Source organism: Escherichia sp. MOD1-EC4550, assembly GCF_963876935.1.
GTDB lineage: Bacteria > Pseudomonadota > Gammaproteobacteria > Enterobacterales > Enterobacteriaceae > Escherichia > Escherichia coli_F.
The window spans coordinates 244,785-258,097 of the sequence record NZ_CAWNSE010000015.1 but is presented as its reverse complement, the minus strand read 5'-3'; the positions used below and the strand labels follow the sequence as shown (position 1 = coordinate 258,097).

Genomic DNA, 13,313 nt, shown 5'->3' with positions numbered 1-13,313 from the left:
CGGGCAATTTTTGCTCGCTTCATCAATGTAAGGTATTCCGGTGAATATTCAGGCTCTTCTCTCAGAAAAAGTCCGTCAGGCCATGATTGCGGCAGGCGCGCCTGCGGATTGCGAACCGCAGGTTCGTCAGTCAGCAAAAGTTCAGTTCGGCGACTATCAGGCTAACGGCATGATGGCAGTTGCTAAAAAACTGGGTATGGCACCGCGACAATTAGCAGAGCAGGTGCTGACTCATCTGGATCTTAACGGTATCGCCAGCAAAGTTGAGATCGCGGGTCCTGGCTTTATCAACATTTTCCTTGATCCGGCATTCCTGGCTGAACATGTTCAGCAGGCGCTGGCGTCCGATCGTCTCGGTGTTGCTACGCCAGAAAAACAGACCATTGTGGTTGACTACTCTGCGCCAAACGTGGCGAAAGAGATGCACGTTGGTCACCTGCGCTCTACCATTATTGGTGACGCAGCAGTTCGTACTCTGGAGTTCCTCGGTCACAAAGTGATTCGCGCAAACCACGTCGGCGACTGGGGCACTCAGTTCGGTATGCTGATTGCATGGCTGGAAAAGCAGCAGCAGGAAAATGCCGGTGAAATGGAGCTGGCTGATCTTGAAGGTTTCTACCGCGATGCGAAAAAGCATTACGATGAAGATGAAGCGTTCGCTGAGCGTGCACGTAACTACGTGGTAAAACTGCAAAGCGGTGACGAATACTTCCGTGAGATGTGGCGCAAACTAGTCGACATCACCATGACGCAGAACCAGATCACCTACGATCGTCTGAACGTGACGCTGACTCGTGATGACGTGATGGGCGAAAGCCTGTACAACCCGATGCTGCCGGGTATCGTGGCTGATCTCAAAGCCAAAGGTCTGGCTGTAGAAAGCGAAGGCGCAACCGTCGTATTCCTTGATGAGTTCAAAAACAAGGAAGGCGAACCGATGGGCGTGATCATTCAGAAGAAAGATGGTGGCTATCTCTACACCACCACTGATATCGCCTGTGCGAAATATCGTTATGAAACATTGCATGCCGATCGCGTGCTGTATTACATCGACTCCCGTCAGCATCAACACCTGATGCAGGCGTGGGCGATCGTCCGTAAAGCAGGCTATGTGCCGGAATCCGTACCGCTGGAACACCATATGTTCGGCATGATGCTGGGCAAAGACGGCAAACCGTTCAAAACGCGTGCTGGCGGTACGGTGAAACTGGCCGATCTGCTGGATGAAGCCCTGGAACGCGCACGCCGTCTGGTGGCAGAGAAGAACCCGGATATGCCAGCCGATGAGCTGGAAAAACTGGCTAATGCGGTTGGTATTGGTGCGGTTAAATACGCAGATCTATCCAAAAACCGTACCACTGACTACATCTTCGACTGGGACAACATGCTGGCGTTTGAGGGTAATACCGCGCCATACATGCAGTATGCTTACACGCGTGTATTGTCCGTGTTCCGTAAAGCAGAAATTAACGAAGAGCAACTGGCTGCAGCCCCGGTAATCATCCGTGAAGATCGTGAGGCACAACTGGCAGCTCGCCTGCTGCAGTTTGAAGAAACCCTCACCGTGGTTGCCCGTGAAGGCACGCCGCATGTAATGTGTGCTTACCTGTACGATCTGGCCGGTCTGTTCTCTGGCTTCTACGAGCACTGCCCGATCCTCAGCGCAGAAAACGAAGAAGTGCGTAACAGTCGTCTGAAACTGGCACAACTGACGGCGAAGACGCTGAAGCTGGGCCTGGATACGCTGGGTATTGAGACAGTAGAGCGTATGTAATCGATTTTTCGTGAGAGTGAAGCCTGATCAGGGTTACCTGATCAGGCTTTTTTATTGCCATCTAAATGTATTCTGAAAATGGACATGCCACTGTTTTCTCACTGTTGGATAAGAGGCCAGAAGCGTAATATCCGGCCCCAGGGAAACGATAACGGTTGAATTTAAGGAATACCGCAGTGTTTAAATTTCTTGTATTAACATTAGGCATTATCTCTTGCCAGGCTTACGCAGAAGATACGGTTATAGTCAATGACCATGACATTTCAGCCATCAAAGATTGTTGGCAAAAAAATTCAGATGATGATACTGACATTAACGTGATCAAATCATGCCTGCGACAAGAATACAATCTCGTCGATGCGCAATTAAATAAAGCTTATGGTGAAGCTTATCGTTATATAGAACAAGTACCACGCACAGGTGTCAAAAAACCTGATACCGAACAACTTAACTTGCTTAAAAAATCACAACGAGCCTGGCTGGATTTTAGGGACAAAGAATGTGAATTAATCCTTTCAAATGAAGACGTTCAGGATTTAAGTGACCCTTATTCTGAATCAGAATGGCTCTCATGTATGATCATACAGACCAATACGCGAACTCGCCAGTTGCAGTTATACCGTAACTCTGAAGATTTTTATCCAAGCCCTTTGACAAGAGGATAATTCACATATTTTTGGCATGTTTTGTTGCAAGCTATTCCTGATAAATAATTGCAACAAAACATCGAGCCTTTTTCACTGATTTATTAAACATGCCGCGAGCGCGTAATTTTTATTTGTCCTTCAGCGATAATTCACAATCACTTCATTACGTTGTACTTTTAGCGGCGGAATTAACCGCCCGCCGCCAGGCACTTCCCAGATAAATCGCAACGGTTCTGCCGCCGGTATACCGGAAAAGGCCACGGTGGTTCCGCTCTGCCCCTCTAATTCGACACAACGAGATTGTGAACACAAGCGAACCCGCAGCCCTACGGGAGTTGGGCCGATAAGCTGATAACGCCACGCAACCAGCGTCATCAATCCTGATGCAGGTTGTCGCGAAGAAAGAGGCGCTGACGACATCGATTCACCACGGTGATTCAACGTAACGCCCACACTGCTCGCCTGCCACATCCCCTCCCCGGCGGCTTGCGCCAGCAGCGGAAACAATAATATTGCTAATAAGGCTCTCATTATTTGCCGCCAATCGTCGCCGTCATACGGATATGTCGGTTATCTGATAGTTCCAGATTCGACAGCACCACTAACTGCGGCAGGCTGCGACGCAGGAAGCGAGACAATAATGGTCGCAGCGCGTGGTTCACCAATAATACTGGCGGCGCACCCAGCATCTCCTGACGGGATAGCGCTTCCTGAGTTTGTGCCAGTAAACGATCCGCCAGCCCAGGCTCCAGTCCGCCCCCACCCTGCAAGGCCTGTAGTAACAAACGTTCCAGCGGTGTATCGAGGCCAATAACATGGACTTCATCTTTGCCAGGAAACCACTGCTGGGTTATAGCCCGTCCTAACGCCACGCGCACGACGGCGGTTAATTCATGTGGATCGCTTTGGATGGGCGCATGTTCCGCCAGCGTTTCGAGAATGGTGCGCATATCGCGAATCGGGACTTTTTCATCGAGCAGATTTTGCAGCACTTTATGCAGTGTGGTGAGCGTGACGACGCCAGGAACGAGATCTTCCGTCAGCTTTGGCATCTCCTGAGCGACACGATCCAGCAGCTGTTGCGCCTCCTGACGACCAAACAGCTCTGCGGCATGCTGGCTTATGAGGTGGTTAAGATGCGTAGCCACCACCGTGCTGGCCTCAACCACGGTATACCCTTGAATCTGCGCCTGTTCTTTTAGCGCACTTTCAATCCAGATAGCATTCAGGCCAAATGCTGGATCGACGGTCGCCTCACCAGGTAACGTCCCGGCAGCGGTACCAGGGTTAATCGCCAACCAACGCCCCGGATAAGCATCACCACTGCCTATCTCCACGCCTTTCATCAAAATGCGATAGCGGGCAGGTTGCAGATCCATATTGTCGCGAATGTGCACCACTGGCGGCAGAAACCCCATCTCCTGGGCAAATTTCTTGCGAATACTGCGAATACGACCCAGTAGTTCACCATCCTGCTGAAAATCGACCATCGGGATCAGGCGATAACCCACTTCCATTCCCAGAGAATCTTCCAGTTGTACATCGTTCCACGTTGCTTCGACAACGGCATTATTCTCTGCCATTTTTACCGGTTTTGGTTCGGCAGGCGCTTTTTGTTCGCGTCCGCGGATCCACCAGGCCAGCCCCAGCAATCCGGCAGTGAACAGCAAAAATACCAGGTTCGGCATTCCAGGCACCAGGCCGAGTAAACCGAGCACGGCGGCGCTTAACAACATAACGCTCGGGTTACTGAAAAGCTGATTCACCATCTGTTCGCCAACATCCTGATCAGTGCTGACGCGCGTAACGATAACCCCCGCGGCGGTAGAAATCACCAGCGCCGGAATTTGTGCTACCAGACCGTCACCAATGGTCAATAGCGTATAACTTTCCGCCGCATGTCCCATGCTCATGCCATGTTGCAGCACACCGACCAGCAATCCGCCGACAACGTTAATGACCATGATGAGGATCCCGGCGATGGCATCGCCGCGAACAAACTTACTTGCCCCGTCCATTGAGCCGTAAAAATCGGCTTCCTGAGTGACTTCACTGCGGCGTTTTTTCGCCTCATCTTCACCAATCAGTCCGGCGTTAAGGTCGGCATCAATCGCCATCTGCTTTCCTGGCATACCATCGAGAACAAAGCGCGCGCCTACTTCTGCGATACGCCCGGCACCTTTGGTAATAACCATAAAGTTGATGATCACGAGAATGACGAACACCACGATACCGATAGCGAAATTGCCACCAACGAGGAAGTGACCGAACGCTTCGACCACCTTCCCTGCCGCCGCCGCGCCAGTATGCCCTTCCATCAAAATGATACGGGTTGAAGCCACGTTAAGTGCCAGACGTAACAGGGTGGTAAACAACAGAATGGTCGGAAACGCAGCAAACTCAAGCGTGCGCTGGGTAAACATCGCGACCAGCAACACCATTATCGACAAGGCAATATTGAAGGTGAACAGCAGGTCGAGTATGAATGCGGGCAGGGGCAGCACCATCATCGACAAGATCAACAGGATCAAAATCGGTCCGGCAAGGATCTGCCATTGTGTCGATTTCAGGTTTGCGGGCAGGCGCAGCATCGCGGCCAGATTACTCATGGGTCGGTTTCTCGTTAATAAAATCCAGGGCTTCCGGCACCGGAAGATGAGTAGGTTGAACAGGGCGCTGTCCGCCAGCCAGACGCCAGCGTTTCAGTTGCCAGACCCAGGCCAGCACCTCCGCCACCGCGGCGTACAGTTGGCCTGGGATTTGTTGACCGATCTCCGCATGTCGATACAGCGCTCGCGCCAGCGGCGGCGCTTCAAGCGTAGGGACGTTATTTTCAGCGCCAATTTCACGAATGCGCAGTGCGACAAGCCCTGCACCTTTAGCGACCACTTTCGGTGCGCTCATTTTGTTTTCGTCATACTGCAACGCTACCGAATAGTGGGTCGGGTTATTGACAATGACATCCGCTTTCGGCACATCGTTCATCATCCGACGCCGTGCGGCAGCTCGCTGCATCTGACGGATCCGCCCCTTAACATGAGGGTCGCCTTCGCTTTGTTTAAACTCATCACGAATATCCTGCCGCGACATACGCAGTTTTTTCAGGTGGCTAAAGATTTGGAAAAAAACGTCAAATCCCACCATCGGAATAACACCAAGCACCACCAGCAGTGCGCATAGCCCAACCAGATCCATCGCATTACCCATGGCAGTAATCGGAGACTCAGCCATTAAGCGCATCATCTGCGGCCAGTGATGCCAGAGATAAAACCCCGTCACGCTGCCAACCAGGATGGTTTTCAAAATCGCTTTAAGCAACTCCGCGCCAGTCTGTGCCGAGAACATCCGTTTAATTCCCGGTAGTGGGTTGAGTTTGGAAAACTTTGGCTGCAAGGATTTGCCGCTAAATACCAGCCCCCCCAGCATGACCGGAGAAATGAGCGCCACCAGCACCACGCCGCTAATCAGCGGCAGCAGCCCCAACATGGCTTCTCTGATCAGCAGAATAATCTGCCCGAGGATCAGATTCGGGTCATTGATAATATTGTGATCAAAATGCAGCCCAGCGGAGAGCATGCCCGACAATCGACGGGCCAGCGACACACCGCCAAACCAGATAACACAGACGCCCACCAACAAAATCAGCAGTGAGGTCAGTTCACGGGAACGCGGGATCTGCCCCTCCTCCCGCGCTTTTTCAAGTCGGTGGGGTGTGGGGGCTTCTGTTTTGTCGTCGCTCTCGTCAGACACGTCGCCAATCCTGGAAAGAGTATTAAGCGTGAATGATGCCAGAGCGCAAAGCGTTCAATGGTCTGAGTAAGGGGCAAAACAGGGGGGATTTAGGGCTTTTGCTGCACACATCAAGCATGGTGTGCGTTTGTCGGATGCGGCGTCATCGCCTGATATGACGCGGTTACGCCACATCAGGCAATACAAATCAAAATCCAAGACTATCCAACAAATCGTCCACCTGATCCTGACTGGCTACCACACCGGCTTTGCTGGTATCAACCTGAGGTCCATTAAGCAAACTCTGGTTTTCACGTTTTGGACGCGACTCCTGTTCCGGGATGTTTTCCAACAGCACCATCAGCAATTGACGTTCGATCTCCTGAATGACATCCATCATCCGCTTAATGACCTGTCCGGTGAGGTCCTGAAAATCCTGCGCCATCATGATTTCCAGTAGTTGCGCGTTAGTAAAGCTGGTATGCGCGGGGACATCTGCCAGAAATTGCCGCGTATCTGTCACCAGTTCACGGGCATCGGCAAGGTCAATCGGATCGGCAAACCAGTCATCCCAACGTTGGGTTAATGCTTTTGCTGATTTCTCCATTTGATCCTGATGTGGTTGTGACGCTTCAACACTGTTCAGCGCCCGCTCTGCAGCCTGGGCAGTCATCTGCACAACATAGTACAAACGATCGCGGGCATCGGGGATGGCTTCCGCCGCTTCGGCAATTGCCTGATCCAGCCCCAGCTCGCGCAAACTGTCGCGCAACATACGCGTCAGGCTGCCGATGCGCGCAATGATATCGCCAGCTGAATGCTCGTCAGCAGGTTTGATTGATGGTTGCATCATAGTCGCATCCTCACATGCCCAGTTTCTCAAAGATTTTGTTGAGTTTTTCCTCCAGCGTCGCGGCGGTAAATGGCTTCACCACATAGCCACTGGCCCCCGCTTGCGCCGCAGCAATGATGTTCTCTTTCTTCGCTTCTGCAGTCACCATTAACACCGGCAATGCCGACATCGCGCCATCCGCACGAATCGTTTTCAGCAATTCCAGGCCATCCATGTTGGGCATGTTCCAGTCGGAGATAACAAATCCATAACCGCCTGCCTGCAACTTATTGAGGGCGTCGACGCCATCTTCCGCTTCCTCAACATTATTGAATCCCAGCTCTTTCAGCAGGTTACGCACAATGCGTCGCATGGTGGAAAAGTCATCCACAACCAAAAATTTAAGTTCTTTATCCGCCATTTCACACTCCTGATTTAAATACGTATCGCCTGTCCGGCACTGATTTTCGCCAGCATTTGCTGGCTTACCTGGCTAAGATCGACCACTTCGCAAACACCACCCATATTGATGGCCTCGCGCGGCATGCCGAACACCACGCAACTTGCTTCGTTTTGTGCAAGGGTCCATGCTCCCGCCTGACGCATCGCCAACATTCCCGCCGCGCCGTCGTTGCCCATACCGGTCAGGATCACCCCAACCGCATTACGCCCCGCCTGTTTGGCGACAGAATGGAACAACACATCTACCGAAGGCCGATGACGGTTAACCGCCGGGCCGTCGTGAATTTTGATTTGATAATTTGCGCCACTACGCGCCAGCTCCATATGCCGATCGCCCGGCGCAATATAGGCATGCCCCGGCAAGACACGTTCTCCGTCTTCGGCTTCTTTAACCCCGATCTGGCACAGCTTATTAAGTCTGTCGGCAAAAGAGCGGGTGAAACCGGGCGGCATATGCTGGGTAATTAACAGTGCCGGGCTGGAAAGCGGTAACGGTTGCAGGACGTGACGAATTGCCTCAGTTCCCCCCGTTGAAGCACCAATCGCAATCAGTTTTTCAGAACTCAACAACGGCCCCGCTTTCAGCGTTGTCGGTGCCGACAATGGTTTATGTGCCGCAAGGCTCGCCTTTGCTGCCGTGCGTACCTTTTCAGCAATCATTTCGCTATACGCCAGCATTCCTTCGCGAATACCCAACTGCGGTTTGGTGACAAAATCTATCGCCCCCAGCTCCAGCGCGCGCAGCGTAACTTCTGACCCTTTGCCGGTCAGGGAAGAAACCATCACAACGGGCATTGGACGCAAACGCATTAATTTTTCGAGAAAATCCAGTCCGTCCATCCGCGGCATTTCAACATCCAGCGTCAATACATCGGGATCGAATTTCTTAATCAAATCACGCGCAACCAGCGGATCAGGGGCGGTCGCCACCATTTCCATGTCGCTATGGCTGTTGATGATTTCTGTCATGATCTGGCGCATTAGTGCCGAATCATCGACAGATAACACCCTGATTTTGCTCATCGTTAATCCTTACTTAGCGCATACACCGTCTGACCACGCAGCGTGAAGCGGCGCTCAAGGTGGCTAAAGTTTTCAGAGTGACCCGCAAACAGCAATCCGTCGGGTTTAAGGAGCGGAACAAAGCGGCGCAAAATCTCCTGCTGGGTAGTTTGATCGAAGTAGATCATGACGTTACGACAGAAGATCGCATCAAACGGCCCCGGCACGGTGTATTGTTTCGCCAGTAAATTCAGCGGGGCAAAATCAACATAGTTCGCCAGCTCCTGACGCACACGCACCAATCCTTCATGCGGTCCCGTCCCCCGCATGAAGTACCGCTGCAGTTGCTGCGGCGTCAGGTTTTTCAACTCTTCATGGCGATAAATACCGCTTCTGGCTTTTTCCAGCACTTCGGTGTCAATGTCGCTGGCAAACACTTTCCAGCGTCCGGGCGCGGTGCCCAATGTGTCAGCCAGTGTCATCGCAATGCTGTACGGTTCTTCGCCGGTCGAAGCCGCCGCGCTCCATACACGATACTCGCCAGAACGACGCCGGGCATGATCCGCGAGCAGAGGAAAATGGTGTGCCTCACGGAAAAATGCTGTCAGATTCGTGGTCAGCGAATTGATAAACGCCTGCCACTCACCGCTGTGCTGATTAGATTCCAGCAAGTTCAAGTAATGGCCGAAATCTGTCAGTCCCAGCGAACGCAAGCGACGAACTAATCGGTTGTAGACCATATCGCGTTTATGGTCGGCCAGGACGATCCCGGCTCGTTGATAGATCAATTGACTTATCCGCCGAAAATGCGCGTCGGAAAGCGCCAGGCGCTCGGTCATCTGTAACAATAAAGACGTTTGCCCACAGGGCAGAGATGAAGTCATAGCGCCTTCTCAATCACTTCAGGATACCACTGGCACAATCTGTAACTGCGCCGACTCATGTCGTGCTACTTCATGTTCTTCAAGGGTAAATACCGCCACACGCGACGAAAGATGGTCAGCCTGGTTCGCCAGTTGTTCCGTTGCCGCCGCCGCTTCTTCTACCAGCGAGGCGTTCTGCTGAGTCACCTGATCCATCTGGCTGACAGCCTGTGCAACCTGCTCAATTCCCCGCCGTTGTTCTTCCGACGCAGAGGCAATTTCTCCCATAATGTCGTTCACGCGGGTCACCGAACTGACAATATCGGTCATAGTCGCGGCGGCGTTATTCACCAGTTTCGAACCCTGCTGGACACGATTGACAGACTCTTCGATCAGTCCTTTGATCTCTTTTGCCGCCTGGGCGCTACGGCTGGCAAGATTGCGCACTTCACCTGCCACTACCGCAAAACCACGCCCCTGCTCTCCGGCGCGAGCCGCTTCCACTGCCGCATTCAGGGCCAGAATATTGGTCTGGAAAGCAATGCCGTCGATAACGCTAATAATGTCGCCAATTTTTTGCGAGCTGGTGGCGATCTCCTGCATGGTGTGAGTCATGGTACTGACCTGAACACCGCCCGACTGCGCCGTTGTGGCGGCATTTTTTGCCAGTTCCGACGCCTGTCGTGCGTTATCGGCGTTTTGCCCTACCGTGGCGGTTAATTGCTCCATACTGGCGGCCGTTTGTGCCAGCGATGCCGCCTGCTGTTCGGTACGACTTGAGAGATCGTTATTGCCTGCGACAATCTCCGCGATACCAATGTGCATCTCCTGGCTTCCCTTACGCACATCGCTCACCGTCCCACGTAAAGCCTTCTGCATGGTCTTCAGGCTGGCAAAAATGGCGGTGATCTCATTGCGACCATATACCGCAATCGGACGCGCCAGATTACCCGCAGCAATGCTGTCAAAATGGCTACCGATGATGGCCAGTGGTTGAACAATCATCTTGCGCGTCCACCACAGCGCACTGCTGATGTAGAGCGCTGCAACAATAATCATGCTGATAAACACCAGCGCCGAAATCTGATAGTTACGCTGGCTTTGCGCACTGGCGGCTTCCAGCACATGGTTGATCTCCTGCTGCCAGGCCTCAAAGTTAACGTCAAACGCATTCTGTGATTCCTGCACCGGCGCAGTGAGGAAATCCGAAAGTTGATTACTTTCAAGCCAGGTCGCCTGATGTTCGAGATCGTTGTGCCAACGGGCAAAACTTTTCTCCGTCTCTTTTTGCAACGCCCTCACGTGCTCGTTGCCCGCAGTCATCGCCATAAAACTATTAAATAACGTAGAGGATTGCGTCAGACTGGCGCGCGCCGTCGTCATCAACGTTTTAATGTCATCTGCCGGATAGCTAAGCGCCGTCAGAGTGCCCGCTTTATTCAGCGCGGTGCTGGCCTGTAACATCACCGCCCGAGTTTGCGCTAATGCCGCACGTTGCTGATTGCTCTGCTCGACCTGATTCAATCGTTGCAAATCATCGCGAAATGCCCAAAAAGACATGCCGTTACTGCCAATCTGCAAGATCCCGCAGAGAATCAAAATTAAAAACAGCGTGGTCGAAATTCGAATACGATTAAACATCAACGCTCCCCCTCAGGCGGCAATGACCGCGTTAGTCAATGCTCGTTAAAATGTTTCCCAGTTTGGATCTTGTTCAGCAATTCGCAGTCGTGGCTGTGCCGGTGGTTGCTCACTGGCAGGACGAGATGATGTTTGCGTTTTATTGGTGAGTGGGCTGGCTGCCAGATGGAACGCAGAAACCGCTTGTGTTAAACGACTGGCCTGTTCTTCCAGCGCAGCGGCGGCAGCAGCTGATTCCTGCACCAGCGATGCGTTCTGTTGCGTGACGCGATCCATTTCCGAAACCGCCAATGCGACTTGATCGATGCCGCGGCTCTGTTCATCTGATGCCGATGCAATCTCGCCCATAATGTCAGTCACGCGAGTGACAGCATTGACGATATTGTTCATTGTTTCCCCGGCGCTTTCGACCAGCACCGAACCGGTATCAACGCGCGAGACGGAGTCTTCAATGAGGGCTTTGATCTCTTTTGCCGCCTGGGCGCTGCGACTGGCAAGATTACGCACTTCGCCCGCCACCACGGCAAAACCACGGCCTTGTTCACCCGCTCGCGCGGCTTCAACCGCGGCATTCAGCGCGAGGATATTAGTCTGGAAGGCAATACCGTCGATAACGCTGATAATGTCGGCAATTTTCTTCGAACTATCGGCGATCTCATGCATCGTTTTCACTACGCCATCCACTACTTTGCCGCCATGCTGGGCGGTGTCGGAGGCACTTTGCGCCAGTTGCGAGGCCTGGCGGGCGTTATCGGCATTTTGCTTCACCGTCGCGGTGAGTTGCTCCATGCTGGCAGCAGTTTCTTCCAGCGCGGATGCTTGCTGTTCAGTACGGGAAGAAAGATCGGTATTGCCCGCCGCAATTTCACGGGTGCCAGCATAGATGGCATCAGAGCCTTCGCGCACATGAGTGACGGTGTCAGTCAAAGAGCGTTGCATATGTGAGACGCTCTGCGCCAGATCGCCCATTTCACTGCGCCCATCAATGGTCAGGGTATTCGCCAGGTTACCACCGGCGATTTCGCGAATATGAGCAATAATTTTTGCCAGCGGTGTAAGCAACATACGGCGAATGCCGTACCACGCCACCAGCAGAATCATTACCACCACCAGCGCGATAACCGCCAGTTGCCACTGGGCAAATCGATAATCATCTGCGTTGTCAGTGACGATATCGCGATACATTTTTTCACTGCTGAGGGCGTACTGAGCAAACGCTTCGCCCATTGCATTTTGCATTCCCTGGGTTGGCTGAGCGAAATAAGCTCCAGTATTGCCATAATCAAGATAATCAATCAGTTCAGTTAATGCTGTGTGATAGTTTTTATATTTTTCATCAATATTACGACTGGTAGCGACCATTTCAGGTAACGGCGCCATGCTTTTGAATTTTTTATAATGTGTCGCGGCCTGGGCCAAAGTTTTCCTGGCGCTATCAAGCAATTCAACTTTGGCGTTACTTTGTTGATTGGAGGAATCCATCATCATCCGCACCGCTGATCGACTCAGGTTAATGCGCGTTTGCAGCATTAAATCCCAGGTTGACGTCAGCTCGCCCTGCTGTTCCCGTAATTGATTGGAAACCACAAAGCTCTTCTGGCTATGGTGAAGGGAGGAAAAAAACAGACTGCCGGAAATAAGTTGTAACAGTGCGAATACCCCCAGCACCATTACCAACAGCGTGACTACGCGGATACGGTTAATCATAAGGCACCTTCCTGAAAACAAGTTGATCTCGTTATCGGCAAGAAGGAGGGAAACTTTATTAATGATGCCATCCACCGCAAAATTGACATAAAAAACCCGATGCGCAGATCATCGGGTTCATTGCAATTGAGAAAATCGGGATAATTACGCCACTTCTGACGCCGCGCTATCTAACAGCGCCATCTCTTCACTGTTCAGCAGTTTTTCGATGTTCACCAGAATCAACATGCGGTCGCCCAGTGCGCCGAGTCCAGTGAGATATTCTGTTGAAAGCGTCACGGCAAATTCCGGTGCCGGACGAATTTGCTCCGCCGTCAATGAAAGCACATCTGAGACGCCGTCAACCACGATGCCGACCACCCGCTGTCCGAGATTCAGGACGATAACTACCGTGTTGTCGTTATAGTCCACATCCACCTGGCTGAACTTAATTCGTAAGTCCACAATCGGCACAATAACACCGCGCAGATTCGTGACGCCTTTGATAAACGTTGGCGTGTTCGCAATCCGTGTTACCTGATCATAGCCACGGATCTCCTGCACTTTCAGAATATCAATACCGTACTCTTCATCACCAAGGGTAAATACCAGAAATTCCTGGCCTGACGGCTCGCTGGCCAGCTTTGTTACATTCGTCATACCGGTCATATTGTTAC

The 13,313-nt window shown here is 52.2% G+C and carries 13 protein-coding genes; 2 read left to right on the top strand and 11 right to left on the bottom strand.

Annotated features, from left to right (window positions below; all coding sequences use genetic code 11):
* Window positions 1-40 precede the first annotated feature (40 nt).
* Window positions 41-1,774, top strand: coding sequence for an arginine--tRNA ligase (gene argS / locus AACU19_RS12940; RefSeq protein ID WP_039020715.1), 1,734 nt, complete (start codon window positions 41-43; stop codon window positions 1,772-1,774).
* A 41-nt stretch (window positions 1,775-1,815) separates the two neighbouring features.
* Here argS and yecV read toward each other — a convergent pair whose 3' ends face one another.
* Window positions 1,816-1,860, bottom strand: coding sequence for a protein YecV (gene yecV, locus AACU19_RS12935; RefSeq protein WP_211180499.1), 45 nt, complete (start codon window positions 1,858-1,860; stop codon window positions 1,816-1,818).
* Window positions 1,861-1,950: 90 nt separating this feature from the next.
* Here yecV and AACU19_RS12930 point away from each other — a divergent pair, with 90 nt between their 5' ends.
* Window positions 1,951-2,439: a lysozyme inhibitor LprI family protein gene (locus AACU19_RS12930; RefSeq protein WP_001297434.1), complete on the top strand. Its 489-nt coding sequence runs from the start codon at window positions 1,951-1,953 to the stop codon at window positions 2,437-2,439.
* A 120-nt stretch (window positions 2,440-2,559) separates the two neighbouring features.
* Here AACU19_RS12930 and flhE read toward each other — a convergent pair whose 3' ends face one another.
* The 10 genes from flhE to cheW all read right to left on the bottom strand — a co-directional run bounded on the left by flhE (window position 2,560) and on the right by cheW (window position 13,305).
* The gene (gene flhE, locus AACU19_RS12925; RefSeq protein WP_001202066.1) at window positions 2,560-2,952 is read right to left on the bottom strand and encodes a flagellar protein FlhE; all 393 of its coding nucleotides are present in this window, start codon (window positions 2,950-2,952) and stop codon (window positions 2,560-2,562) included.
* Complete coding sequence (flhA, locus tag AACU19_RS12920; protein ID WP_000066967.1) at window positions 2,952-5,030, bottom strand: flagellar biosynthesis protein FlhA; 2,079 nt, start codon at window positions 5,028-5,030, stop codon at window positions 2,952-2,954. Before flhA ends, flhE begins: the two co-directional genes overlap by 1 nt.
* A complete protein-coding gene (gene flhB, locus AACU19_RS12915) occupies window positions 5,023-6,171 on the bottom strand; it encodes a flagellar biosynthesis protein FlhB (protein WP_039020714.1) in 1,149 nt (382 codons plus the stop codon). The genes flhA and flhB overlap by 8 nt, the downstream gene beginning before the upstream one ends.
* 187 nt (window positions 6,172-6,358) lie before the next feature.
* Entirely contained in the window at window positions 6,359-7,003 is a 645-nt protein-coding gene (gene cheZ, locus AACU19_RS12910) for a protein phosphatase CheZ (protein ID WP_000983609.1), read from the bottom strand.
* 10 nt (window positions 7,004-7,013) lie between these two features.
* A complete protein-coding gene (gene cheY, locus AACU19_RS12905; protein ID WP_000763867.1) occupies window positions 7,014-7,403 on the bottom strand; it encodes a chemotaxis response regulator CheY in 390 nt (129 codons plus the stop codon).
* 14 nt (window positions 7,404-7,417) lie between these two features.
* Window positions 7,418-8,467, bottom strand: a complete 1,050-nt coding sequence (cheB, locus tag AACU19_RS12900) for a protein-glutamate methylesterase/protein glutamine deamidase (protein WP_105278989.1) — start codon at window positions 8,465-8,467, stop codon at window positions 7,418-7,420.
* A 2-nt stretch (window positions 8,468-8,469) separates the two neighbouring features.
* Window positions 8,470-9,330 (bottom strand): protein-glutamate O-methyltransferase CheR, encoded by an 861-nt coding sequence (gene cheR / locus AACU19_RS12895; protein ID WP_000204337.1) that lies wholly within the window; start codon window positions 9,328-9,330, stop codon window positions 8,470-8,472.
* Window positions 9,331-9,348: 18 nt separating this feature from the next.
* A complete protein-coding gene (gene tap, locus AACU19_RS12890) occupies window positions 9,349-10,950 on the bottom strand; it encodes a methyl-accepting chemotaxis protein IV (RefSeq protein WP_105278988.1) in 1,602 nt (533 codons plus the stop codon).
* Window positions 10,951-10,995: 45 nt separating this feature from the next.
* Complete coding sequence (gene tar / locus AACU19_RS12885) at window positions 10,996-12,657, bottom strand: methyl-accepting chemotaxis protein II (RefSeq protein WP_001353143.1); 1,662 nt, start codon at window positions 12,655-12,657, stop codon at window positions 10,996-10,998.
* Between the two features lie 144 nt (window positions 12,658-12,801).
* Complete coding sequence (gene cheW / locus AACU19_RS12880) at window positions 12,802-13,305, bottom strand: chemotaxis protein CheW (RefSeq protein ID WP_105271416.1); 504 nt, start codon at window positions 13,303-13,305, stop codon at window positions 12,802-12,804.
* Between the last annotated feature and the right edge of the window lie 8 nt (window positions 13,306-13,313).